The 24,745-nt window shown below is 63.9% G+C and carries 25 protein-coding genes and 3 pseudogenes; 21 read left to right on the top strand and 7 right to left on the bottom strand.

All coding sequences use genetic code 11. The annotated features are described in order from the left end of the window. Positions 1–26 precede the first annotated feature (26 nt). The 3 genes from C5E07_RS11425 to C5E07_RS11415 are packed head-to-tail and all read right to left on the bottom strand — an operon-like array spanning position 27 to position 1,738. Positions 27–794 (bottom strand): hypothetical protein, encoded by a 768-nt coding sequence (locus C5E07_RS11425; protein ID WP_104299517.1) that lies wholly within the window; start codon positions 792–794, stop codon positions 27–29. A 13-nt stretch (positions 795–807) separates the two neighbouring features. Beyond that, positions 808–1,110, bottom strand: coding sequence for a hypothetical protein (locus C5E07_RS11420; protein WP_219820074.1), 303 nt, complete (start codon positions 1,108–1,110; stop codon positions 808–810). 10 nt (positions 1,111–1,120) lie between these two features. Further along, positions 1,121–1,738, bottom strand: coding sequence for a DUF6668 family protein (locus tag C5E07_RS11415; RefSeq protein WP_104299516.1), 618 nt, complete (start codon positions 1,736–1,738; stop codon positions 1,121–1,123). A 142-nt stretch (positions 1,739–1,880) separates the two neighbouring features. On the opposite strand from C5E07_RS11415, the gene C5E07_RS11410 reads away from it, so the two are divergent. The 10 genes and pseudogenes from C5E07_RS11410 (at position 1,881) to C5E07_RS11370 (ending at position 9,587) form a co-directional block, all read left to right on the top strand. After that, positions 1,881–2,207: a helix-turn-helix domain-containing protein gene (locus C5E07_RS11410; RefSeq protein ID WP_258063905.1), complete on the top strand. Its 327-nt coding sequence runs from the start codon at positions 1,881–1,883 to the stop codon at positions 2,205–2,207. A gap of 161 nt (positions 2,208–2,368) precedes the next feature. Continuing rightward, positions 2,369–2,920 carry a hypothetical protein gene (locus tag C5E07_RS11405; protein WP_104299515.1) on the top strand — a complete coding sequence of 184 codons (552 nt, stop codon included), beginning with the start codon at positions 2,369–2,371 and terminating at the stop codon, positions 2,918–2,920. A gap of 2 nt (positions 2,921–2,922) precedes the next feature. Beyond that, positions 2,923–4,014 (top strand): M23 family metallopeptidase, encoded by a 1,092-nt coding sequence (locus tag C5E07_RS11400; RefSeq protein ID WP_104299514.1) that lies wholly within the window; start codon positions 2,923–2,925, stop codon positions 4,012–4,014. Between the two features lie 13 nt (positions 4,015–4,027). Next, complete coding sequence (locus tag C5E07_RS19205) at positions 4,028–5,620, top strand: AAA family ATPase (protein ID WP_258063903.1); 1,593 nt, start codon at positions 4,028–4,030, stop codon at positions 5,618–5,620. Positions 5,621–5,622: 2 nt separating this feature from the next. Continuing rightward, entirely contained in the window at positions 5,623–6,471 is an 849-nt protein-coding gene (locus C5E07_RS11390; protein WP_104299513.1) for an FHA domain-containing protein, read from the top strand. Between the two features lie 257 nt (positions 6,472–6,728). After that, complete coding sequence (locus tag C5E07_RS11385) at positions 6,729–7,061, top strand: Lsr2 family protein (RefSeq protein ID WP_104299512.1); 333 nt, start codon at positions 6,729–6,731, stop codon at positions 7,059–7,061. 164 nt (positions 7,062–7,225) lie between these two features. Then, positions 7,226–7,315: pseudogene (locus tag C5E07_RS19995) on the top strand (hypothetical protein); the annotation flags it as partial. 336 nt (positions 7,316–7,651) lie between these two features. Beyond that, positions 7,652–8,119, top strand: a complete 468-nt coding sequence (locus tag C5E07_RS19820) for a hypothetical protein (protein ID WP_258063900.1) — start codon at positions 7,652–7,654, stop codon at positions 8,117–8,119. A gap of 86 nt (positions 8,120–8,205) precedes the next feature. Next, positions 8,206–8,967 (top strand): YfbU family protein, encoded by a 762-nt coding sequence (locus tag C5E07_RS11375; RefSeq protein WP_104299510.1) that lies wholly within the window; start codon positions 8,206–8,208, stop codon positions 8,965–8,967. 35 nt (positions 8,968–9,002) lie between these two features. Beyond that, positions 9,003–9,587 carry a hypothetical protein gene (locus C5E07_RS11370; RefSeq protein WP_258063898.1) on the top strand — a complete coding sequence of 195 codons (585 nt, stop codon included), beginning with the start codon at positions 9,003–9,005 and terminating at the stop codon, positions 9,585–9,587. Positions 9,588–10,127: 540 nt separating this feature from the next. Here C5E07_RS11370 and C5E07_RS11365 read toward each other — a convergent pair. Continuing rightward, positions 10,128–11,231, bottom strand: coding sequence for an ImmA/IrrE family metallo-endopeptidase (locus C5E07_RS11365; protein WP_104299508.1), 1,104 nt, complete (start codon positions 11,229–11,231; stop codon positions 10,128–10,130). A 488-nt stretch (positions 11,232–11,719) separates the two neighbouring features. Here C5E07_RS11365 and C5E07_RS11360 point away from each other — a divergent pair, with 488 nt between their 5' ends. The 3 genes from C5E07_RS11360 to C5E07_RS11350 are packed head-to-tail and all read left to right on the top strand — an operon-like array spanning position 11,720 to position 13,999. Then, complete coding sequence (locus C5E07_RS11360; protein ID WP_104299507.1) at positions 11,720–12,148, top strand: YhcG family protein; 429 nt, start codon at positions 11,720–11,722, stop codon at positions 12,146–12,148. Next, the gene (locus C5E07_RS11355; RefSeq protein WP_104299506.1) at positions 12,145–12,519 is read left to right on the top strand and encodes a hypothetical protein; all 375 of its coding nucleotides are present in this window, start codon (positions 12,145–12,147) and stop codon (positions 12,517–12,519) included. Before C5E07_RS11360 ends, C5E07_RS11355 begins: the two co-directional genes overlap by 4 nt. Before the next feature lies 1 nt (position 12,520). Further along, positions 12,521–13,999: a ThiF family adenylyltransferase gene (locus C5E07_RS11350; protein ID WP_104299505.1), complete on the top strand. Its 1,479-nt coding sequence runs from the start codon at positions 12,521–12,523 to the stop codon at positions 13,997–13,999. A 1,113-nt stretch (positions 14,000–15,112) separates the two neighbouring features. Here C5E07_RS11350 and C5E07_RS11340 read toward each other — a convergent pair. Beyond that, positions 15,113–15,319, bottom strand: a complete 207-nt coding sequence (locus C5E07_RS11340) for a hypothetical protein (protein WP_146080580.1) — start codon at positions 15,317–15,319, stop codon at positions 15,113–15,115. A 290-nt stretch (positions 15,320–15,609) separates the two neighbouring features. Between C5E07_RS11340 and C5E07_RS11335 the strand changes: the two genes are divergently transcribed. The 7 genes and pseudogenes from C5E07_RS11335 to C5E07_RS11305 all read left to right on the top strand — a co-directional run bounded on the left by C5E07_RS11335 (position 15,610) and on the right by C5E07_RS11305 (position 22,092). After that, on the top strand, positions 15,610–15,846 hold the full coding sequence (locus tag C5E07_RS11335) for a hypothetical protein (protein ID WP_104299502.1): 237 nt from the start codon (positions 15,610–15,612) through the stop codon (positions 15,844–15,846). Positions 15,847–16,179: 333 nt separating this feature from the next. Beyond that, entirely contained in the window at positions 16,180–17,997 is a 1,818-nt protein-coding gene (locus tag C5E07_RS11330; protein WP_104299501.1) for a hypothetical protein, read from the top strand. Between the two features lie 203 nt (positions 17,998–18,200). Next, positions 18,201–18,341: pseudogene (locus C5E07_RS19815) on the top strand (SOS response-associated peptidase family protein); the annotation flags it as partial. A gap of 23 nt (positions 18,342–18,364) precedes the next feature. Then, complete coding sequence (locus C5E07_RS19810) at positions 18,365–18,706, top strand: M23 family metallopeptidase (protein WP_104299500.1); 342 nt, start codon at positions 18,365–18,367, stop codon at positions 18,704–18,706. Between the two features lie 88 nt (positions 18,707–18,794). Then, positions 18,795–19,835, top strand: coding sequence for a hypothetical protein (locus C5E07_RS11315; RefSeq protein WP_104299499.1), 1,041 nt, complete (start codon positions 18,795–18,797; stop codon positions 19,833–19,835). Positions 19,836–20,191: 356 nt separating this feature from the next. Further along, on the top strand, positions 20,192–21,175 hold the full coding sequence (locus C5E07_RS11310) for a hypothetical protein (RefSeq protein WP_104299498.1): 984 nt from the start codon (positions 20,192–20,194) through the stop codon (positions 21,173–21,175). Between the two features lie 98 nt (positions 21,176–21,273). Further along, positions 21,274–22,092: a hypothetical protein gene (locus tag C5E07_RS11305; protein ID WP_146080579.1), complete on the top strand. Its 819-nt coding sequence runs from the start codon at positions 21,274–21,276 to the stop codon at positions 22,090–22,092. Positions 22,093–22,155: 63 nt separating this feature from the next. Here the strand turns inward: C5E07_RS11305 and C5E07_RS19805 are convergent. Further along, a pseudogene (locus C5E07_RS19805) lies at positions 22,156–22,287 on the bottom strand (IS5/IS1182 family transposase); the annotation flags it as partial. 28 nt (positions 22,288–22,315) lie between these two features. Next, positions 22,316–22,999 carry a recombinase family protein gene (locus C5E07_RS11300; protein WP_104299496.1) on the bottom strand — a complete coding sequence of 228 codons (684 nt, stop codon included), beginning with the start codon at positions 22,997–22,999 and terminating at the stop codon, positions 22,316–22,318. A 795-nt stretch (positions 23,000–23,794) separates the two neighbouring features. On the opposite strand from C5E07_RS11300, the gene C5E07_RS11295 reads away from it, so the two are divergent. After that, positions 23,795–24,745: serine hydrolase (locus C5E07_RS11295; protein WP_181057956.1), on the top strand; the 951-nt coding region annotated here is incomplete at its 3' end.

Here is a 24,745-nt window from a genome sequence, read left to right as displayed (position 1 = left end):
CATCCATCGTCTGCGGCGGCCACGAGTTATGCGCTCCAGGCGACGTATCCAGCCAGGTCGGGGATGGTCGCCACGTCAATGGGGGCGTTCGGATCGACCACATTCAGCTTCCAGTCGCCGCCTTCCCACACCAGATCGTAGACAGAGGACACATTCACGACTTGTCCGTTCGTGGACCCCTGAGCCGCAATGTCGATTCGTGCTGTGTCGCCGGTGTAGGACAGGACACGGAACCCTTCGATATCCACGCGAACACCCGACCCCCCACCGGTGTTGCCCGGTCCCGAGGCCAGTACGGCGTCGCGATTGGGTCCCTCTGCCAGGAAGTACTCCAAGAAGGAACCAACGGTGGCGGAGTTGCTGCCCTGAGCGACAGCGTTGGCCGCGGCGAAGACCGCTCCTTCTGGCGAGTGCTGGAAGCAGCTGCGGACACCGTTCGCGTTGGTCTGGCCAGGACCGTAGGTTGCAGACTTCGGGTATCCGAGCGTGCCATCGAACGCCCATTCGGCCTCCGGGGCAGTTGAGACGGAACCCGTCAAGACTTCACCTGGCAGGCCGCAGATGCTGCCTGTTTCAGGGGTGACCTCCGCTGTTTCCGCTGGTGCCGCCGGAGCGGAACTTGGGCCGCCCGATGAGCTGGCCTGTGGAGCTGTCTCTGCCCCAGAGCTACTGTTCAGCGCTCCGACGACCGCGAGTGTGATGCCGAGTGTTGCGACGATCGCGACGATGATGGCCGCGACGATGAACCCTGGGCGCGTGAACGGGCTGGAGGTGTTTTCTCCGTTGTTGGCCATGTTGCGGCGCTCCTTAGATCAAGAACCCGATGAGGGACGTCGCCGCCGAGATGATGATGACGCCGCCCAGAGCCATGGCGATCTTCCCGGCGTGCTCGCCGCCTTCACCGCGGCGCGAGTTGACGGCCATCATGGCTCCGGCAGCGACGAGGCCAGCGATGCAAACCGCGAGAGCGACCCACTTCAACCAGCCCAGGATTGTGGTGATGCCTTCGGTGCCTGGGGGCTGAACGGGCGGGGAATCGGGCAGCGCGACGGGGGTGTTCGCGGCGAATTCTCCGACGAGGGCGGCAGCGGTGATGAGTTCAGGGCTCATGACGGTCCTTTCAGTGGGAGGTGCTTTGGGCACCGGTGAGCGTTGCGGTCAGATCGGTGACGAACGCGCGCACGTCTTTGTGCGCGGTGGCAGCGTCGAGGGTGTCTCCGAAGCGGAGAGCGTCACTCCAGGGCAGGTGCCACATGCGGGGGACACCGCCCCGGACGACGGCGGCGAAGTCGCGCAGCGGTTTGGGGAGCTTGCCGGGAGCGTCGGCGACGATCGCGAGCCCGACCACGTCGACGAACGGCACAAGGCCGGCACCCCACTGCGTCGCGGCCCGTTGCGCGGCGAGCAGACCCTGCATGTTCGAGCGAGCGACGATCACGACTCGAGCGCGAACTGAGCCATTCGCGATGCGCGGCCACGCATGCTCTGCAGCAGACCACGACTGGGAGAGAGTGGCGAGCGAGGATTCCCCGGCACCGCCGTGCGCGCCGACGAAGTAGAGCTCCGCCGCTCGAGCATGGTCGCGCACCTCGAGCTGGTCTGCACGATCCGGAGCTGGAACTCCGAGCTGCGGCACTGAGGGGCCTTGCAAGCCTGCCCAGTTGCTGATCGGGGGCGGCTGCACCTTGACTACGGGTGTGACGGGCTGGGAGACCCATGGGTTGTTTCCGACCGTCATTTGTTCCCTCCCCGGATAATGAGCGCACACCTGCGTAGGCAGGAGTCGCATCTAGCACTGCGCATCTGTCTACCTGAGTCCATCAAAACACACAGGAGTACACAAGAATGCACATTAGAGCATTTTGCTATACGGTGGTCCCATGTCGCGCAGAACAGTCATCGGCATCGTGATGACGAACGTCGAGGGCCCGAGTGGGCTCGAGGAGATGTTCCGTGGCTACCCGCGCGTGCTCACGGTCCCGGAAGTCGCGGACCTGCTGCGCATGACGAAGACGAACGTCTACCGCTGGTTGAAGGACGGCACGATCCCGGCGTACAAGCTCGGCTCGAGCTGGTTCATCCCGCAAGACCAGCTGCGTGAGGCGCTCGAAGCTGGCTCGAACGCGAACCCCAACAACACGAAGTCCCTCGCGGATCTTCCCCTGGGCGACGACCCCGACGAAGAGGTGGGCGCCGATGACAGGTGATGTTGACGGCCTCGCTGCGGTGCTCAAGAAGGGAACTCTCCCGGGGTACATGGTCGCTCGGACCTGGTTCGTAACGCGGTACGGCCAGGAGCGAGGGCTCCGGACCGGATCAAACCACCCCACCACAATCCCGGCATGAAGCGAAGGGCAGAACTCCCCATATGACTCACCACGCACGCTCCACCGCAGGCCTCGCCCTCGTCGCGACGCTCGCCTTGACTGCGTGCGCGACTGAGCCACCCGCCGATCCCGGAGCTGTCCCGACGGCCACGACGACATCGACGATGGTCGTGCCAGATCTCGACCAGTTCACTCCGCCACCCGCGGGCATCGTCGACGACAAAACGGGGCAGACCACGGGACCGAAGGCGCCAGCTGTCTGGGACGATACGTCTCGCGCTGCCGTGGTCGCTGCGGCGGAGGCGGCCATGACGGCCTACGCGCGCCCGAGCGTGGATCCGAACACGTGGATCGAGGATCTGACGCCTCTGCTGACGCCGAAGGCGGCGAAGGACTACAACTTCATCCGCAACGCCAACATCCCCGCGACCCAGGTCACGGGACCTGGCGTGATCGTCAACGACGACAGCGTGTACCTCGCGCACGTCGAGGTACCGACCGATGCCGGCACGTGGACGGTGATGATCGTGCGCGAGTACGGCGACTCCCCGTGGCTCGTCGAACGCTTCACCCCGCCCGAGGGGATGCACTGACGGTGGAGGGGAAGAAGGGCTCCGGCGCGATCATCGCGATCGTCGCCGTCCCAGGTGTCGTCATCGCGCTCGTGCTGAGCCTGGTGCTGCTGCTCGGCACCAACGCGGACGCCTGCAACCCCGCCTCCGGCAGCGCGAGCGGCGTCTCCGTCGATCCGAACAGCGTGCCCGACGGGAAGATCGCCGGCTACGAAGGTGAGCAGCTCGTGAACGCCGCGAACGTGATTCTGGCCGGCAAGGACATGGGTTTGAGCGTGCGGGACCAGACCATCGGCGTCATGACGGCGATGGGCGAATCGACGCTCAACAACATCGACTACGGCGACTGGGAGACCAGCGGCGTCACCAACCCCGACGGCAGCCCCACCACGTCGATCGGCCTGTTCCAGCAGCAGGACCACTGGGGGAGCCGGGAAGAGCGTCTGGACCCGTACCGGGCGTCGCAGATTTTCTACTCGGCGATGGAGGTTTCCGTGCCGTTGCCGGAGCGTGACTCGGTGGAGCCGACGCTGGTCGCGAACCGCACGCAGGTCAACCTCGACCCGTACTACTACGAGCAGTTCTGGGACCCAGCCGTGCAAGTGGTGGAGGAACTCTCTGGCACCACGACCGGCCTCAAGACCGGTGCGGGCGCGCAGGTGTGCTCCGGCGTTGCCGGCACCCCCGGCCAGGTCTCCTCGACCGGCTGGGCAGCCCCCGGGGAAGGTCCCATCACGGACCCGTACGGGATGCGCGTCCACCCCATCTACGGGGACCAGCGGCTGCACTCCGGCACCGATCTTGCGGCCGGTGGCTGCGATGGCCCGATCTGGGCGGCCCAAGCCGGCACGGTCACCTTCCGCGGCTTCGACTCCGGCGGCAACGGGACCATCACCCTCGATCACGGCGGGGGCATCACCACCAAGTACCTGCACTCTTTCGAGAGTGGACTGCTGGTCAATGTCGGTGACACCGTCCAAGCTGGGCAGCAGATCGCGATGACCGGCACGAGCGGCCAATCGACCGGTTGTCACCTGCACTTCATGGTGCTCGTCAACGACGAGACCGTGGACCCCGAACCCTTCCTCGCCCAAGTGGGCATCACCCTCGGATAGATGGAGCATCCCCATGGCCACGAATCAGGCAGTCCCCGTCGTCACCGCCTACACCGACGCATCCGGCACCGGACACATCGCAGTGGACGGCGTGCAAGAGCCGTTCGATGCCCCCACGGTCGATGTGGCGAGGGGGTACATCGTCGACAAGCTCAGCGCGATGGCCCGAAACCGGAACGAAGTCATCCGGGCAGCGACTACTGACCCGGACGGCGTGTGGACGCTCATCGTGGACCCTCAGGGGCGCGTGCAGGCCGAGGTGCAGCACCGCAGCGAGGGCATCGATGAGGACACCGCGCAGTCGCCCTCGAGGCCGCGTCGAGAGCCGAAGCCCATCACTGCACCGCAGTCGATCGTCGCGACCGAACCTCCAGCGCCTATCGCTGCCGTGCAGCTCCCGGCCCCGGCGGCTCCCGTTGCTCCTGCAGCACCGAGCTATGAGGCGCCGAGCGCTTTTATCTCGACACCGCCCGCGGCGACCGCCGTACCCCAGGTGACACCCGCGCCTGCCCCCAGCTACGCACCGCCCGCGGCCGCCCCGACGACATCTGCTCCAGCACCCACTTACGCTCAGCCGTCCGCGGCCCCCGCGGCGTCTGCTCTTGCGCCCACCTTTGGGCTACACCAGGCAACAGCAGCTTCTGCCCAGCCTCAGCTGTCGCAGCCGGGGGATCCGCAGAACCGCCGCGACGCTCGCCGATCGTTCCTGACGCAGGAACAGACCGAAGAGCCCGCGACGAACGGCTGGCGCGGCGCCCTCTCCCGCGTCGGTATCCGCCTCAGCCCCTCCGAGGACGAGCGCGCTGAACGCGCAGATGTGCAGGCCGTGAGCCAGCACTGGCCAGGACCTCGAACGATCGCCGTCGTGAACGCGAAGGGCGGCAGCTCGAAGACACCCACCACGATCCTGCTGGCTGCCGTGTTCGCGCGCTTTGGTGGCGCCGGCGTGCTCACGTGGGATAACAACCAGACCCGCGGCACGCTTGGCTGGCGCACCGAGCAAGGCCCGCACGAATCCACGCTCCTCGAGCTGCTCCCGCAGGTGGACCGGTTGCTGTCGACCGGGGCGCAGTCCGCGGATCTCGCGCACTATGTGCACCATCAGACGCGCGACCGGTTCGACGTGCTGCGCTCGCAGCCCACGAACCTCGCGCACGAGCAGCGTATGGCGCCGGCCGACGTCGATGCGATCCACGCCGTCGCCTCGAAGTACTACCGGCTTGTGTTCATCGATTCCGGCAACGACGAGTCCGATCCCATGTGGCTGCGCATGATCGACCACACCGACCAGCTCGTGCTCGCCACCACCACCCGCGACGACCACGCCGAAGCCGGCGCCCTGCTCCTCGAGGCGCTCGCCAAGCGCAACGAGAAGTCCGCGCACCTCGCCAATCAGGCCGTCGTCGTCGTGAACCAAGCCAACGCGAAGGGCAGCAAAGCCGACGTCGACCATGTCGCGAACGGCTACCGGGGCCTGGTGCGCGACGTCGCGACCATCCCGTTCGACCAGGCCATGGTCGACGGCGTCCTGCGCTACGGGTCCCTCGGCGCGAAGACCCAACGCGCGTGGCTCGCCGCAGGAGCGGCTGTCGCGAGAGGACTCTGACCATGCCGCACACCCAGACCCTGCAGCAGACGCAGCAGCTCGCCTCCTGGCCGCGCATGGTCGCGGTTGTTCGAACTGACGGGAGCGGCTCGCTCACGATCAACGGCACCGAACGCGCCTGCGCTGCAGCCTCGATCGAGGAGCTCCGCACGGGCATGATCGCCCGCTGCGTTGCCTACGCGATCCAGCTCGGCCGCCCCGTCCGCCTCGACGTCGACGAGACCCCACATCAATGGACGCTTGCCGTCCGGGCGGACGGCATCGTGCAAGAAGTTGACGAAGCCGGCGCCCTGCCTGCAGCTGAGGGCCTCGCGCCGATCGAGGGGCGATGCCGCGTCTGCCGGCACCTCGAGCCGGTCATCGCGGACGCGTGCTCCCAGTGCGCCACCCCCGAGCCCCATCGCGTCGAACTCGATGCCACTGTCAGCGAGAGTGTCCAACTTGCCACGATCCGCGATGACGAGGGTCAAGCCGAGCAACCACCGGTGGATGGCGCCGCGAGAGAGCTGCAGCCGAGGCTGCAGTTGACGCTCAATGGGCACGCCCCGATCGTCGTGGAGGGGCACGCGGCGATCGGACGGGATCCTGAGCCGGTCAACGGGCGCACGCCCATTCGCGTGCACAGCCCCGAGCAGCTCGTGTCCCGCACACACCTGTTCGTCGACGTCGACGAACAGGGCCGCATCATCGTCACGGACAACAGCTCCGGCAACGGCACCGAAGCGCAGACCGAGCCGCCAACCCAGCTCGAGGCCGGTACTCCATATGCGTTGCACTCCGGCACGACGCTGCACCTGGGCGACGCCACGTGCCGCATTGATCTCGCTCCCGTTCGGGCCGATATCGCCTGACGGTGAGCACCGCCACAGCCGGCACTAGCAAGGCATTCGGCATCCTCCATCCAGCGTGCTGATTCTCTGGCGATTGCTGTCGACGCTTTGGGTTTGCACGTGCGTGCGTGCACTCGTCCCATTCAGACTGGTCTTGGTAGCGTCTGGAAACTCAAGAGAGAGTGCATCCGGAAACACGCTCCGCAACGAATTCACCACGAGCACGCAGCGGAAAAGTGCCGCGTGCGAACGTCGACTAATCAGAAGGAAGCATCCTCATGGCCAAGAAAGTCATCTACCAGCTCACCGACGACCTCGACCAGAGCACCATCCCTGACGGCGAAGGCGAGACGGTCACGTTCGGACTCGACGGCACCGCCTACGAGATCGACCTCACCGACGCGCACGCCACGAAGCTCCGCAGCGTGCTCAACCGCTACGTGGAAGCTGGCCGCAAGACCAGCGGCAGGAGCGGCTCCGCGAAGAAGGCATCGGGCCCGAAGCGCGACCTCAACGCCATCCGCGAATGGGCCCGTTCCAACGGTCACAATGTCGCCGAGCGCGGACGCATCTCTGCCGACGTCGTTGATGCATACGACGCGGCTAACTAGCGCGGCGGTGACTGCAGGAACGCTTCGCGCGTCATGTCACCGAATCTAAGTTTCGGATTAGACAGCCGTGGACAGTCGTAGATTGCCTGACCGAGAACGATGGACTCGGTGCTGGAGATCTACTTCTGTAGCACTCCAGGTGCAACAATGGTCACTTGACCGCTATGCACACGCTCCGAGCGCTGGTCGACGTTATGTCGAACCAGTGGGGTCTGGTGACGGCGAAGCAGGCTGAGTCGAAGGGGGTTCGTCGCGATCAACTGAGCCGACTCGAGCAGCGTGGCCTGCTCGATCGAGTCATCCGTGGCGTGTACAAAGCCGCTGGTGCTGGCCTCGATGAGTTCGACGAGCTGCGAGCGCACTGGCTGGTCCTCGAGCCGGGCGTAACCGCAATCGAACGCCTGACCACAGGACGAGAGGCCATTGTTGTCAGCGGACCCACCGCGAGCTACCTGCATGGCTATGGAGATCTGCAGCCCTCCCCGTTCGAGTTCAGTACCACGGAGCGGCGACAGTCCAAGCAGGCGGGATTGAGGCTGCGACGACGGGATCTTGCGCCCCGGAATGTGACCCTGCGCGCTGGTCTTCCGGTGACGACGATCGAGCGGACCGTCGCCGATCTGGTGGCAGACCACGAGGACCTGAGCCTCGTTGGTGATGTCCTGGGAGACGCAGTGCGGGCGCGTGGCGTCGACTTCGCGGTCCTGGCGCAGCACCTCGCACCTCTCGCTCGCGCCAACGGTTTCACCAGAGACGAGGGCGCCGCCTTCCGAGAACATCTCCTCGAGCTGTCAGGCTCAGACGAGCGCACGCAGCTGACGAGGATCCTGGACACGACAGCGTTTGACGAGGTCCTGCGAGCGACCCGCCTGAAAGTCGAGATCCCGGGGACAGGCATGGGCGCCATCGTGGATGATGCGGATGCGGTTCTTCTCGTGAAGAGGGTGTTGGCGAGTGCGCTCGCCTCTCCGGAGTTCCGGGCCCTTGTAGCGGACTCGGCGGTGTCGCTCGAAGCCGTCCAAGGCAATGAGAGCAAGGACGCTGACACCGGTGGGTAGAGACCTGCGCGACGATAATTTGGCTCTGCGCGGAGGCGAAGCGTCGATCACGAGTGCAGCGGAAGACACGACTCCAGGAGTTTTCTATGGCCACGATTACCATCTGCCTCGACGACGCGACTCGAGACGCACTGCAAGAACATGCCGATGCGAGGCGCGTGTCCATGAGCGAGTTTGTTCGCACGACGCTTGAGGATGCGGTCGACCGTTTTCGAATTGACAGTGAGATTGCGCCGACCGGCTTTCATCCGGACACGATGACCCCGCAGGAGAGACATCAGCTTGCCTTGCTCCATCGCATTCTCGCAAGAGTGCTGCCTGAAAATGCCTTTCACGGCGACGGCGACCGCGACCGCGAATACCAGCTCGAGCGGGCGAAGGTCCTCGAGAAGGGCTTCACTCACGAGTACCGGGTCGAGTTCGCAGGCATTGACACTGAGCTCACGCGTCGCGACAGCAGCTTCGTGCTCGATGTTCTTGACATGTTCCGCTGCGCTCAGGCGAGCGTCAAGCGCCTCCGGGACGAGGGCGCTCGCGTCGACGATGGGCTCGAGTACGCGGTCTCTTTCCGTGGATTTGACATCAATGACAGGCTCGAAGCGAGCATGCTGGGCTACGTCCGCTACCTCGTGTCGCACGGCTCTTGGGAAAAACAACGTGACTTCATGCTCGACGCGGGCAGCGGCAATTCAGACAAGAGGATGTACGAGGTGTATTCGAGGATGCTGACCGAGTATCGGCTCATCAGAGAGTCGAAACCGCCATTCGGCCACAGCTCCTCGCAGCTCCTCTTGCTTGAAGAATTGCAGCGCCTGGCGGCTGCCGGCGTGCACCCTTCGCGACGATGACGCAACCTTGGGCAGCTCCTGCAATGGCGGGCTTCGTGGACGAGTCTTCAGCACCTCGAGGCGAGGGGCAACGTGAGTACCTCATCTGCGCGGCGATCGCACCCACGGCGGAGACGGAGGCGATCCGTGAGCAATTGTGCCCCCTGCTCAGGCCGGGGCAGCGAAAGCTGCACTGGACGGATGCTGGTTCCGGCGACAGGCGAAAGATCGTAGAGACCATCGCGGCGCTCGAGCCGATGAACGTCGTCGTGACGCATCTCAGCGAAGCGCAGCGCAAGGAGGAACGGTTCCGACGTAAGTGCTTGGAGTTGCTCTACTTCGAGCTCGTCGGCACAGAGGTGTTCGATCTGACACTCGAGTGTCGAACTCGCGCACAGGACAAGAGCGATCGAGCGCACATCGTGGCGCTGCAGGGAAGCCACGGGCTCGATAGGCGTATGCGCATCGCGCATGTTCGAGGGGAAGCAGAGCCGATGCTCTGGATCGCTGACGCGGTGCTCGGCGCCATCAACGATGTGCATCGCGGCGAGCCTGGGTACCTGCGTGTTTTGGAGCACACGATCGTGTTGAACGAGCGGACGGCCAGTTCCGTTGTCCCCAGGCAAGACGAAAGGCCCTAGATCCAGTCGTCCGGCTGGTCTTCTAAGGCCTTCTTCCCGAACCGTCGTAACGGTGGGCGTGCTCCAATTTACTCTCACGAGGGTGCGCATGCAACCACTTCGAGGAACCGGTCGGAGGCTCACAGGGCCCAGCAACGTGTGGGACACCGACCGCTTGGTCGACGACCCGGCCGCCACGAGGCATCCAGATTTCGCTGCTGTGGACGTTCTTGGTGCTGTCTTGGGACAGAGAGCCCGACGACGTGACCAGGCGGCGGTAGCCGCGCAATCTGAGCCTTTGAAACCGACTGGGGTGGCCCGGATTCTCGCTCTGCGCCGTCCTCCCCCAGTCAAAAACTCGAATCCGATAACCTTTATTATGACATTAGCCCTCGGGTGCGACGTTCTATCGCACCGCTCGCGTGACGCACGCGGGCGTTCGCATCGTGGCTTCGGCTGTGCCGCCGGCCAATGCCGGTTTTAGCGCTACTACTTCGGTGGCGACGCGCACTCCGGACCGAGCGCCGCGCCTTTTGATGACGACACCGCTAGCACCCTTATTCAAGGCAGCACCTCGGCAAGATCGACCTGCTCCCTAAGTCTCGCGATAGGACCGCCCCAAATTTGAGTTCGGTGGGCCCATTGGCCAGCAACGATACTTGGTGAAATTCCAAGCGCAGCAGCGATGGCTCGAATTTCTGCCGGCGTAGTAGCTGCCTCGAGCGCGTGGGTGAACGCCGGAGGAACGAGATGCTCTGCTGCGAACGTGTTCGCGGCGGCTTCTTGTGAGTCGGCGTCATCATCAGCCTTGAAGCCGTGATCCACGAAGGTGCTTCTTTTCGGGTGCAATAGTACATGCGCGACCTCGTGCAGGATCGTGAACCATAGACCGTCCAGCGATCTATACCGGCTCGTGACCGCTATCATCGGCGTCCCGTTGATCCAGCGGGATACTCCGCTGATTCGAGTGTTTGGCACTTCTGCAACAAAGACGAGCACGACCCCAGCGTCGAGAAGAAGCTTCTGGGCCTCCAGGAATGCAGTCTTGATCGGTTTCACTGTCAGGCAGGGAATTGCTTTCGCGGCTGTTCGTGCCTTTTCCGCGTCGAAAAGGGGCGCCTCTTCCATGAGTTCCACGGCGTGCAGCTCGGATAGTCGGAGCCACAGCGCCGTGAGGTTCCCGTCGATCGCATGCAACTGGCTTCGCTTGTAGGACGCCTGTGGCTCGAGCCAGGTCTTCTCGAACGCCCGCTTTGACACGACGCCGAAAAAGTCGAGCAATTTACCGGCGATATCGACGCCACTGTCGGCCTTGGTGATGAGGCCACGCTCGATCAGGATCTGACGAGGAAATGCCGCGGCCCAGTCGACGAAACCAGCCATCCCTTCACGCATATGTACTCGAGCCTGGTGGGTTTGATACGACGCTTCTAGTCGAGACCAAATATCCGCCGAAACACCAAGTATCTGCTCGAGCATAACCGCGACCTCTGGAGATAGCGGCGCTGTCCCTTTCATCACGAGGTTGATGTGTTTAGCGCTCAGACCGGTACGTGCTGCCAGCTGCGCTTGACTGATGGAGCGCGCGCCGAGCTCGCGCTGCAGGATGCGTCCCGGGCGCGGGGCGAAGTCAAGTTCTGCGTCTTGTGCGTTGTACGTAGTCATCTCTGCAGATCAGCTCGCTCGCCGGAGTATGGATTCTCCACGAATGTGAAGGTCTCGAACGAGTAGTGCTTCGGTGGCCGCGTATTCGAGCAGTGATCCTCGAACGCCGATGGAGCCTAGGAGGCCCTCGGGACTGAGCGGATGTGCGTGCATGTCAACCTCTTCCATCGAGAGAGTCAGGGTGCCCGCCTGCATGTCCATGCGGACGCTCCGGAAGGCGGCGAGGTCACCCAGTCTTGGTGCTTGCGATACGACGTGGAGAAGGTCTTCGGCTGCCTCAGCTTGGTCTCCGACGGCAGCCCGAAGGCGTGCACCCGAGGTGCAGTAGCCCTCGAGGCGAGAGCCCATCCACGCGATTTTCAAGCTTTACCTCTTTGGTAAACGGCACTTGTGGTAAAGTGGTCTTTACCCGACAGGTACATGCTACCCGATCTCCACTGGATCCGGGCGCAACACGCTAGTACGCCTACTTAGGAAGGAGGGTCACCATGACCCCCACCACCCCTGTTCGACTTCAGATCGTCATCAACGGTGCGAAGCACACGCTCCAGGACTCTGATCAGGAAGCAGCTGCCCTGCTGCGCCTGGCTGGGCGAGACCCAGGGCTCTTCGACCTGTTCCTCGTTAAGAAGAGCGGCGTAGAGGTGAAGATCCGAGACAACCAGATCATCAACCTCCAGGACGGTAACCATTTCGTCGCCCGCCAGAACCTCCGATTCACGATCGACGGCGAGCTGTTCCGCAGCTACGACGATGACCAGGCGGCATCCGCGCTACTTCGCCTCGCCGGCCTCGACCCCGCGGCATTCGACCTGGCCCGTGTTGGAAGCCCCACATCGTTCCCTGACAACGAGATCGTGACCATTGTCGACGGTGACGAGTTCGTCACCGTCAAGCACGTCGGCGGTGTCGCGTGAGCGATGCAGCAAGCCTTACCGAGGCGTCCCAGCGGTTCATCGCGGATATGACGGTTGCGGGCGCCCCGGCCCACGCCGACGGCCCCCGCATTCTGTACAACATCGTTGCTTTCGGCGGCGCCTGTGCCGGTCAGACCATCACTACCGGCGTCAGCATCTCCGAGGTGCAGAGCTGGCCGGCTGTGCCTCCGCATTGGATTCACCTGCCAGGAGCCCTGCGGTTTGCAGAGACCAACATGGATGACACAGACTGCGCGCCCGGATATAAGAGACATTCGCGCGACTACAGCCACGCCGACACCTCCATACATCCCGCAAGGGCGTGGCTGAGTCACGTCCGTGGGTTCGTCTCAATCGCCGAGGCGGTCTGACATGCGCTACTCCGTAGCGATGAGCGGCAATACCGAGGCCGTGATGCGTGACCACCTCATACGCGAAGACGGGCAGGAAGACGTCCTCATCGCGACCTATGTGTTCTCCACAGGCTTCGAGCGAACGACAGCCATCATCCAATCGGTCATCCTCCCCCGCGACGGTGAACGACACGTTCACGGCAACGCTTCTTTCACCAGTACTTATGTCCTTCGCGCGGCGCACGAAGCGGGCCTTGCTGGACACGGGCTCGTTCTCCTGCATTCTCATCCTGACGGCCGCGGGTGGCAGGGCCTCTCGCGTGCCGACCGAGAGACCGAGTCTGACTACGAACGAGTCGCCCGCTCTGCCACGAAGATGCCGATGCTCGGCATGACCCTCGGGGGCAAGGACACAGCATGGTCAGCTCGGTTCTGGTTCGACCGAACCGAACCAACTTGGGCGGAATCTGTCCGTTCAGTCTCCCCCGCGTTGGCCGTTACGTGGAACGAGGAACTGCGGCCTGAACCCAGGATTACGAAGGCGCAAGAGCGCACGGTATCGTCCTGGGGAGACCGCGCCCAGGGCTCGATTACTCGCCTGCGTGTTCTCGTCGTCGGAGGTGGAAGCGTGGGTCTAGACGTCGCTCAACGACTCGCTGCAACCGGACTCGTCACTGTCGGCGTAATGGACTACGACATCGTCGAACCTCGCAACCTCGACCGCAGGATCGGCGCAACCCGACTGGATGCCGCACTGGGCCGCGCAAAGGTCGACGTTGCAGCTCGAGTTGTGAAATCAGCCGCCACCGCCGATCGGATCGAGGTTCGAAGACACGAAGTCAGCATCACGGACCCCGTCGGAGTCAGTCTCGCTCTTGACTACGACGTGATCTTCTCCTGCGTCGATAGGCCATGGCCCCGCGCCGTGCTCAACGGGATCGCCTACGCCGATCTCATCCCGGTTATCGACGGCGGAATTGCTCTCACGACGTTCGCGGATGGGCGCATGCGCAACGGCGTATGGCGCACCCACACCCTCACCCCCGGCAGACCATGCATGGCCTGTCTCGGACAGCTCGTCGTGGGAGACGTGTCGTTGGACAAACTCGGCCTCCTTGAGGACGCGGAGTACATCGAAGGCGCCAACCGTGAAATTCCCTCGCATCAGAACGTCGCGGCCCTATCAGCAAGCGTCAGTGCCTCACTCTTGGCCCAATTCGTGAGTCTGACAACCCACCCGGGCGGACGCGGCGCGCCCGCGCCGCTGCACTACGTTCTCTCGACCCACACGCTTCTTCATTCCAGCGCGTCATGCGGGGCGTACTGCGCCTATGAAAACGCGACTGGGGCAGGAGACAGCCGCACACCGATAGCTGAGCACCGAGACGACTGGCGAGAAGCCATCAACACACGCAAGGCAACAAGACATCCGATCCGCCTCCGCATCCTCTCGGTTGTGGAGCAAGCGCTTCAGCACCTCATCAACCAGATTCGGTAGCCCTTTGTTGCTCTGCTGTTCGCGGGTCTCTCGGCAGCTGAACCTGACCCGGCGACGCACATAAAACGAACGAGGGCCCCGCCAATCCTGGCGGGGCCCTCTACTTTCGTCTGTCCATGGGGGGAGGCCGAAGCCCGCGAGTCCCACGGCTCGTGGTTCTTATTGTAGCGTGCAATGGTGCCAGCAGCTACTCCAGTCAACGACGTCGCGATCCGTGCAGCGCTGAGCTCGCCACGGGCGGGAACCTACATCGCGGCGGCCGGAGGGGACCCAGCGCGGGCAATGGAGCTGTATGGGTGGAACGCTCGCGTGTCGGCCGCACTCATGCTGCCAGCGCACTTCTCCGAGGTGGTCGCCCGCAATGCTGCGGCCGACGTGCTCGAGCACGTTTATGGGCCGCTATGGCCGTGGAACCCGTCGTTTTTCGGAAGCCTCCCCAACCCAAAGCCTGGTCGGGGCTACAATCCTCGCCGTGACCTGCACAACGTTCGCACGGCGCAGCCTACGACCGGCAAAGTAATCGCTGAACTGAAGTTCGTTTTCTGGCAGAAACTCTTTACCGGTCGTCACGATGTTCGACTCTGGTCTCCCCACATCGCAGCTGCGTTCCCTCTCGCACCAGCGACCACTGCAGCTGCATTGCGAACTAGAATCTACGACGACCTTGAGACTCTGAGGCTGCTTCGGAACCGACTCGCCCACCACGAGCCTGTCTTCACTCGCAATCTCTCGGACGATCTCACCCGCATGGTGGATCTCATTGGCCTACGAAGCGCTCCGACAGCCACGTGGGTGCGTGCAATGGAAGATGTAACTAGCACAATCGCTGAGCGGCCCTAGGGCGATCGGTCGCGCCCCTTCTAGCGAATCAGGGTTACGCGGTGTCCCACCGTGCTCCTAAAGTCTGGCAGTCAATGCCTTCCTTGTATCTGACGGACCGGTGTTTACCGGATAAGTCACCGCGAGCTTCTGCGGTTTGCCGTGCGCCGCATCAGGGACGCGCTGGCACGGCCTGGGACCGCACTTCGAGCAGCCTAGACTCCCGGGGTCCGTCGGACGCAGTCTCGCCGACTCGGGCCAGGGTGGGGCACAAACAAGTTCATACGGGTCCGCCTACGCGTCGTGCAGCTCGCGGCTATCCGCCGGAGGTTGTCCGGCTCGGTGGTGATCGAGGCATAGCACAGCGGACAGGCCGACGAGCCACCACAGTGCAATGACTTCGGTCTTCGCCTTTCGCTGTATGACGAAGCCTGCTTCATATGCGCGGCGGACGACGAGGGCCAGCGTTTGCGCGTACCCAGACGACAGGATCTCAATCACTCCCAGCATGCTCCGCGGGCCGGCGGTACGACCCAGCATCAGCGCGATTCGCCGACAGCCTGTTGGCTAATTCTCGGCGCGCCTCGCTCAGGTGTCACCGATGACTTGCGCTGAGGCGCCCGGAGTGGATCCTGTGACCTTCCACTCCTTACCGGCGTGGTGCTGTGCGCAAGCACTGTCGCTGCTGAAGGCCTTAGATCGAGTCCGCCAGGTCGATCCTCTGCGGTGCGATCTGCGACACACCCTCGCCGCTCCGACTTAACATGCCACTTAAGAGCCATGCTCTAGGTATGTCCAGTCCAAACGCAGGCATCAGGCGCAACCGACGCCCCGCCGGTGAGAAGAGCTTCGAGAAGCGGGTCTTCCTCAGCGAGGTCACCCTCGCCGCATTCAAGTCTGCGGCACATGAATCTGGCAACCTCTCGCTCTCGCTCTACCTCGAGCGGCTAGCGGCACAAGTTCTCGAGGAACAGGGCACGCTTCCCTTGTTCCCAGACACGCAGGAGGCCCATACCGAAGCCGCATAGACGAAGAAGCCCGCCGCTTCCGCGACGGGCTTCCTAAAGTTTCGTAGCTCAAACCCTCACAGCTGCCAGGCCCAGAGGTTCGAGCTAATCCCTACTCAGTACCGGCTACCAACCGGGGCTTCGTAGTACCCACTCCGAAGAGGAGGTGCCCTCATAGTACCTAAATCTGTCTCGTTTGTCCCTGTATTGGCGCTGAGTCGTGCTCATGAGGGTGTTCCGACCACTCCGAGCGGGTGGGAACTCGCCCGCGCGCTGAGCCCACGGCCCCGTATCCGGATCGCTGATCGCCTCGCTGACGGCGAGTTACTGAACGCGTACAGCCGCGATGTTTCGGTGTTCGCGGAGCAGCCGCAGAGCCCCTGGGCGATGTACCTCGCGACCGATGCTGGCGCTTATCGGTTCCTCTGCTTCGACCTTGACGCGAGCCGCGGCAACACGGTCTACGACGCAGGCAAGCTCACGCTGTGGTTGAACGAGCTCGGGATCGACCACGTTCTGACGAAGTCCGGTCCTAGCGGAGGGCGCCACGTCTGGCTCGCCCTCGAGGAAGAGGCATCAGCTGAGACCGTCCGCGAACTCGCTCAGCTCACAGCTCAGCTGCTCCCCTCGCTGGACCCCACTCCCCTTACCAATCCGCGCACGGGTTGCGTGCGCCCGCCGGGTTCCCCTCATAGGAACGGTGACTCCTCGCGGCCCGCCGGCCCGCTCGATGCCCTCCTGGACCCATCGGTGACCCCGGACCAAATGCGTGAGTTCCGCGCATTCCTCATCGACCTGGGAGCTGAAGAGCTCGCTCCGGTCACCTCCCTCACTACGGGCATGGTCATCGACGCGGACGGCCACCCGCACATCGCCGGCACGAAGCGACCGCTGAGCTCGCGTGTGCGCCTGGTGCTCGACACTCCCCCAGACGATGACGCTTCCCTTTCGCTCGCGATGGTCCTCGCGGGCTGCGCGAACGCCCGCTGGACCCTCAGCGATGTGCGGGAGCTCGTGGACGATGCGCCCGCGTTCGAGCACGTGCGCTCCCAGCGCCACAAGCACGGCCACCGCATCCCCCGCACCCTGCAGGGCCGGGAACGCGCGCTGGTCTCTGCCTGGCGGCACGCGGTGACGTTTGTGGCCGCGAACCCCTCCATGGGCGACGGCGCCGACGAAGGATTCCTCGCTCGCTGCGCCGCCACCGTCGAGGCCATCGACGCGGCGCAGGCGCGCGCAGACGCGATGCCCGGCCTCTGGGGCGGCGACCGCGCCTCCTCCTCGCAGCGGTCCCGCACGGGCACGCACAGCACCCGAGCTGTGCTCGATGCCCTTTGCCTCTACATGGCGCAGGCCGCGCAGCTCACGGTCGAGGCCGACGTGCGCCGCATCTCAGCTGACACCGGCTATGGCCGCACCACCGTGCACGAAGCGCTGCGCCGCCTCGCGACTCCCGCCGACGAAGCTTCCCCCGAATCAGCCTGGATCGTCCGCGAGGGAACCCCGGAGGGCGCCCACGCGCAGCGTTACCGCCTCTCTCAGAAGTTCTCCACAGGGGTAGAAGTTGGCAACCGGACACAAGTGCGTGCACGCCCCCCCTCCCCCTCCCCCTTGCAAGCGCGAACTCGGCATACCAACCGACTTGCTAAGAATCTCCAGACGCTCGCGCACGACACTTTCGCCGCCCCGCGCAGCATGGGGCGCACCGCAGGACTCGTCTACAAACACATCAATGAAGGCTCCGTGCTCACCGTCGACGAGCTCACCCGCAGTACTGGTCTCGACGCGCTCCGCACCCGGCAAGCCCTCCGCACTCTCCATCTGCACGGCCTCCTCTCTCGGACCGACCACGGCTGGACTCGGGAAGAAGGCTGCGATGTTGATGTCGTGGCGTACGCCCTCAACGTCGCAGGGCACCTCGAAGCTCGTCGAGCCCGATACGCCGACGAGCGGCACTGCTGGGCTTGGTGGCAGGCGGAAGTGCAATGGATGTCGAGGCGCGGGAAGCAACGTCGTCGACGCCGCTCCCCCACGGCCGCGCAGCTGCTCAGCGTGAGTAACCGGCCGGACTACCCGAGATACCCCCGCAGCGAGGGTCGAGGCGACCACCGAGCCGCGCTCGCCCTCGTGCGGGCTGGGACCGTCGACGCTCCAGCGCTGCGGGCTGCGTGAATCCCTCGACCGAATCGAACTTCCGAGCTCTACGCTGACGTCATGTCCGGCTGAAACGTCATCGCGAAGACAAGCTCTAATCTGCTCTTTGAGTTCTATGGAGGCGGTGCGTTCGAGTGGGAGCCCGCGTGCAGCATCGCGCCCCACGAACTCCGCGCCCATCCTGTGCCAGCACGACGGCGAGCGCGAGTTGGAGCCCGCCAATGGGGGGGGGGCGGACGTCCTGGGCAAAGGCCGGCGGCCCGCCCCGCATCAGTGTGTGCCTAGAGACCGCGGCGACCAACGGCTTGTTTCGTGGCGCGTTCGCGGGCAGCCGCTGCATCGTGCCGATGAGCGGCTATTACGAGTGGGAAGTGGCCGAGCCGACATGCAGGTCGACGACTTCTTCGACGCAGGCTCCCCGGTGCGGTTTTCTGCTGCGGTCGGCAATCCGACCTACATCTGCTTTCAGGACTTCTCGGGCGAAGACCGCGCCAAGGCCCGTACCGCAGCGATGCAGCACGGCGTGCGAACGATGTACCGCCACGCGCTTCCGGGCTCCATCACCGTCAGCGTCGTCGATGTCGTTCAGGCGGGGCAGCAGATAGCCGCCGTCGGGAACACCGGCACGTCGACCGGCCCGCATCTCCACTTAGAGGTGCGCGACATCGCGACCGGCGGGGCGACCGACCCGCAGACCTGGCTGGACGGGCACGGGGTCGGTCTGTAGCGTCGCCTGCGGTCTCGCAGCACTCCGATTAGTACCCTGAGACGCAGCGGTCGCCCAGACGCGGTGCCCCTCATGGGAGGAGTGGCTCATGGAGCCAGGAGTTGCGGCTGACGCCGCGGGACTGCCGACCGCTGTGCTGGCGATCATCGTCTCCACATCGAGTTTCGTGCTAGCAGTCATCGCCTTGGGGTGGCAGATAGCAAAGCACTTCCTCGACGGCGGACGCGTGCGCGTCTACCTCAACACCGCGATCCTCGAGCCCGACTATCTGCTCACCGTGAACCGCAGCGGACGGCACGTCATGAAGGATGCGGAAGCTGCTCGACACGTTCGTCTTGGTGGCGCACTTGAGCTGGCTCAGCTTGTTGTGGAGAACCCCGGCAAGGTCCCTGTCACGGTTTACAGTCCTGGGCTGCGTGTGACTGGCCATGGCAAGAAGAATCACACGTTCACCCCGCGCATGTACGCCCTCGCTGAGGGGTTCGGCCCGGACGAGGCGACCACGAAGAGCGTGGTGAGACTCGAACCCTACGGCCGAGTCACCTTCCTGCTGGACTACTGGGGTGCAGTCCGGGGTGTGCTCAAATCTGCCGAGGTGGACACAATCTTCGTGCGCGGGTATGTCGGGGTCGCTGGCCGGACCAGGCGTCCTCAGAAGTCGAGCTGGTGGAAACGATGGAAGATCGATGCCGGCGATTACACCGCGATCGCAGGATCGCCGCAATTCTCTCCGCTCGGGGTGATCTGGCAGGTGCTCTACTCATCGCTGCCCGAAGACGTGACGGATGAGCAACTGCGGTCCGATCGCCCGGCTCCGCTTACCCGCGGTGCGCTGCACTACACGCTCGAGGAAGCGATGGGGCGGTTCTCCGAGCGTCCCGAGCGAAAGCAATTCGAGGTCACGATCAACGAAGTTGCGGGTCAGGCAGGCGACCGGTTACCGATGGCCAGCAAACTCTTTGAGGCGTACCAACGACTCGACGAGATGGAGACCGCGGGGCGCCTTGCTCCGTGGACGGAAGGCCTCATCGGCCTTGAAAGTAGCAAGCGTGCGCCGAACAAACGCGATGTGAAGAGCGTTGAGGCCGCACCGTCGAGCGCGGACAGCGCCGCGAGCCCGCAGCCGTAATCCACTTTGTCGGTAGCCGGTGGCACGCTCTCGACATGACCATCACCACCGCGCTTGCCCGCGCACTCGACGATAAGGTCACCGTCGAGCTGGTCGACGCTCAGCCGACCGTCTTCTGGTAGGAACGTTTCCCGTACGGGGTGGCCGGACAGCCGATGCTCTTCTACAGGCGCAGGCCCGGCCGATGGTGGGCTGGGGAGATCGCCGCCGCCCCGGCTCGACGATGAGCTCTGGTGCGTGAATGCACAGCGTGACGGGTCGGTCGAGGAGGCGCAGCTCGACGACCTGAAGTTCGACGGGACGCGGTGGTCGCTAGTGCTGGCGTGGTGACTCCAAACACCCTGTAGTTTCACGGCATGGTCATCGGCAGTGCATCCATCGGGTCATACAAGCTCGAGGAACTCTCAGAGCGGCTTTTGAGCCTTGCATCGAAGGCCGGGCGACGGGCGCTCGCCGGGCACAGTGGGGAGGAGCCATACGACGCTGTCCAGACGGCAGTCGCCCTCGGCGAGGCCTATGAGTGGTTGGCGCGATCGGTAATCGCCGCAGCACACCCGGTCCTCCTGGTCGGGGCCAATGATCTTAAATCGCTGATCGCGCTTGCGGGCGCGGCCCCCAAGACTTTGCCGACCTCGGGCCTGCAAACGGTTGTTGCCTCGAAACTGATCGGTATCCTCAAAGCTCTCTACCCGAAGTCACCCATGCTGGACGATCCGGTGCGCAGGGTTTTAGCCGTGCGAAACGCTGCAGCTCACATGATGATGACCGATCCCGACGACACTCACGTCGCGCTCCAGGATCTGACGGCGATCGTGGCAGGTCTCCTTGAGATCCTCGGCGTCTCTGAAATCAACTTCTGGGGTATCGAAAACAGAGAGCGTGTCGTCGACCTTCGCGAGAAGCGACTCAGTCGCCTCGATGCGACGCGAGAAGCGAAACTCGCGGCTGCGCGCGCTAGGTACGAAGCGCTCGTCGACGGACTCGGGGACGCTGAGGCCGAGGGGCTGCGCAGATTTGCCGAACGCAGGTTTGACTATGTTTACCGCGGCGACGATGTAGAGCAACAGAGAGTCGATTGTCCGGCCTGCGATAGTCAGGCGGAGCTGGTCTACCTGCGCAAGCCAGGCAGTGATGACGAGATCGAAGAGCGCGATGAATACATGGTGCGCCCGATCTGGCTGGTGCCGGATCTGTTGCTGTGTCCCGTCTGTGGTCTGGCGCTCGACCACCTTGACCTCAGCACACTGAACCTGGACTACCTTACGGAATCTGACGAACCAGAAACCGTCGACATCTCCCCGAACTTCGAACCGGATCCGGACTTCGTTCCAGGCGAGTAGGTTCGGGAACCCGGTGCCGAACAGGTGAGCCCCACGGGTTACCCGGGTGTGCGGATCATCGAACGGCGGCTCGTTCTCTAGCGCTTAGGGTGATTTTCGTGGAGAAGGCATCGAAGGGCATGTCCAGGCAGGTGGTCATCACGTCCTCAGTCGTGGCGCTCATTCTCGGCACATTGGTGTGGCTTGGGGTCGCAAACTCCGGTGAGGATGAAGGCGCGCCCGTCATAGCGGCAACCGCCACACCATCGCCGACCCGAACGCCGAAAGCAACGGTTCCCGAGGAGCCGATGGTCTACACCTACGCCTGCAGTTCGCTGGACTCGGAAGATGCAAGCGCAAAGCTTGAGTTCGCAACGCTCCCTGACGTTTGGGCCGCCGAGCGTATATACGACTGCGGCGCCCAACGCAGCGGTGGCAAAGGGATGACTACGACTGAGCAAGCTGCCTACGACGCACTCGGGGGCGGGAGCGGCCCAGGCCTGGGGTGGCCCTACGCGATCTGCGCAAACGGAGCCCCGCCGCGTGGGGCCGTGGAAAACAAGCCGGACTATCTCGAGGCCATCGAAATCGCCCTGAAGCTCTGTCCGGAGGCTCCTCACGCAGCCGAGCTCGAAGCGTTGATCGACCCGAACTGGCGTCCTTCGGATGTCACGCCAACCCCGACACCCACGCCGTCAGCGGATCCGAACAAGGTGCTTCCCGGCGTTCATAGGGTTGGCGAGACGGTCCAACCTGGCACCTACTACTCGGAGTCGGCCGTTGGCTTTCAGAACTGCTACTGGGAGATGCTGGACAGCGCGGGCAACATCATTGACAACAACTTCGCAAGCAGCGCACTGCGGGTCGAAGTGACGATCCTCGCCGAGGCTTATTCGTTCAGCTCTTCTGGCTGCGGGACCTGGCAACTACTGACTTAGGCAGCGCCAACGAACACCGCCCCGCTCAGATTGTGTGGGGCGCTGTTGCAAGGAGGGGCTGGGCTATGACGTGTCTGACAATGCTCTGGTCCGGGCTAGAACAGCGTTCAGGCCAGCCGTGTCGCGATAGGCGAGCGCGAACTTGTCGTAGCGCGTGGCGAGTTCTCTCCACTGCTTGAGGTGGCAGACGCTACGGGGTCAGCGTCCCGACCGAAGACGGTGCTCAGATACGTTCGATCGGCACGGTGAGACCAGGTAGCGACGGTGGGTGGACGCCGGCCGCGATCTCGGGAACATCGAGCAGTTCGGGCATCTCGATCGGCTCCGTCACTGAGGCTTTTTGCAAGCGCCGATAGAGCGTCGCTCGCGAGATCCCGAGGTTTCGCGCGACCTCCGCAACCGGCACGTCGGCCGCGACCAGATGGGCAGCGTTCTTGAGCTGGCTCTCGCTGATTTTCCGAGGGCGCCCGCCCAGGTCGGAGCCGGCGGCTCGTCGCTTGCTGACCGAGTCGAGTACGCGTTCGCGTTTGATCTCGAGCTCCATCTGCGCGAGGGCGGCCATGACGGTGAAGACCATCGACCCCATCGGGGTGGACGTGTCCACGTCTCCCCCGCCGAGGTTCAGGATCCGCAGTGAGACGCCCTCGGTGCGCAGTTCCTCGGCGAGCGTCAGCATGTTGCCGGTTGAGCGGCCGAGGCGATCAAGAGTGGTCACCACGAAGGTGTCTCCACACTCGAGCGCCCGCAGCGCCTTGTCGAGTGCGGGCCGGGAAGCGTTCGCACCCGACGCTCCCCGATCAATGTAAAGGTCATCGGCGCGTACGCCGGCGGCGCGCAGATCGACTTCTTGTCGGTCGGTGTCCTGGTGTCGGGTCGAGACGCGCGCGTAGCCGATGAGCTTGGTCATCCATGCACCATACGTGTCGCGAAACTGACCCCTGCGACATGTCCAGGGCGGGTCGGTTATGAAGCATAGTTTTGAGAATCCAACTGCCGCGAGGTTCCGCTGTTCGATTCCCCGGTCTGCTGTCTCATCGTGATTGTCGCGAAACCCTAGGGTTACGCGAGCATGCTTCTGCAGCGAGTCGATCTAGCCTGGGTCGAAGATGTGCCCCAGAATGCCGCTGGTCAGCGTGAGCCAGACGAGCACGACCGCTGCTCCTAGGCTCACAAGTAGCGTGAGTATTTTCCTGTTTTCGTTCGTTGGCATGTCACCAGCTTGCATGCTCGCCATCTGCAGGCATCCACGGCGGTTGCGGGAGCCGAGGCGCAGTCGTCGTGGTGCCGTCGCGCGCCGAGGTGTGTTGGGGTTCGTTCTCTACTGCGTGAGACACCTCAAAACCCATGGGTTTCGCGAGGACTGGATGGGATCGAGCAGGCTTGCCATGCGATGCCGCCCGGGTTGCTTGCGAATCCGATTGGTCTAGCCATTTGGGTGTCCCAGCGACTGGAGACAAGCGGTCGCTTCACTGGGTGAGAGAACCCTCGGCCGCCATCCGACAGCACGCGCAGTGCGTCACGTGAAGCCATCGAGATCCCGGGGACGACAAGGTCCCGGGAGGAATGGGGACATGACTGCGACTTCGTCGCATCAGTCCCGGTCCTATGTTAAGAGGGAAAGCCCGTTGAAGGGACCGTTCGGGAGTCTGGCCGATACTCCGGCCTCGCTCTGCCAGCTATGTACTCCGTTGAAGGATCAAAATTGCTCAGCTCTCCCCTTTTCCTCGTTCGCGGCCTGAGCGCTATCGCCCTGACAGGGGTGCTCGCGATGCTCGGCGCGACAAGCGCAGCAGCCGCGCCCGTCGGGCTCACGAGCGCCGCGCATGAGCTCACAACTGAGGACGTGAACGCGTGGCTAGACGGGATGCTCCCTTCCGCTCTCGAGCGTGAGGGAATCGCTGGTGCAACGGTTGGAGTCGTCAGCAAGGGACAGGTGATGACGCAGCGTGGGTATGGCTACGCGGACACCGGCTCGGACGCTGAGGAACCGGTGCCCGTGGATCCGCAGCACACGCTCTTCCGCATCGGGTCGATCTCCAAGATCGTGACCGCCACAGCTGTGATGCAACTCGTCGAGCAAGGACGTCTCGCCCTGGATGCGCCAGTTCAGGACTCTCTCGACTTCACGCTCGACACCTCATTCGAGAAACCCATCACGCTCCGTCATCTCCTCACCCACACCGCCGGCTTCGAGGACAAGATCGCCGGAGTCATCGCTGGCCCCGGAGAGAATGCCACATCGCTCCGCGATGCCGTTACGATCGACCCGCCCGAGCAGATCGCAGAACCTGGCACGACCCCCGCGTACTCCAACTACTCGAACGGGCTCGCCGCGTATGTCGTGGAGCGGACCGTCGGCGTCGGCTACGCCGACTACGTCCAGGAGCACGTCTTCGACGCGGTAGGCATGTCGACTGCAACGCTCGCCCAGCCGCTGCCCGAAGAGATGCAGTCATCGATGTCCAAGGGCTACTCGTTCACCGGCTCCGCCGAAGTGCCGTTCGAGATCAACGCACCCGCCCCTGCCGGTGCGATCTCCGCGACGACTGCAGATATGAACGCGTTCATGCTCGCGCAACTCGGGGACAGCAGTCCGCTGCTCAGCGAACGCACTCTGGAGCAGATGCACGAGCCAGCCCTCAGCACCGAGGAG

It is taken from the genome of Pseudoclavibacter sp. RFBJ3 (genome assembly GCF_002931375.1).
Lineage (GTDB): Bacteria > Actinomycetota > Actinomycetes > Actinomycetales > Microbacteriaceae > Pseudoclavibacter.
Note: the sequence above shows the minus strand (reverse complement) of the source record. Positions and strands in the feature narration are given on the sequence as shown.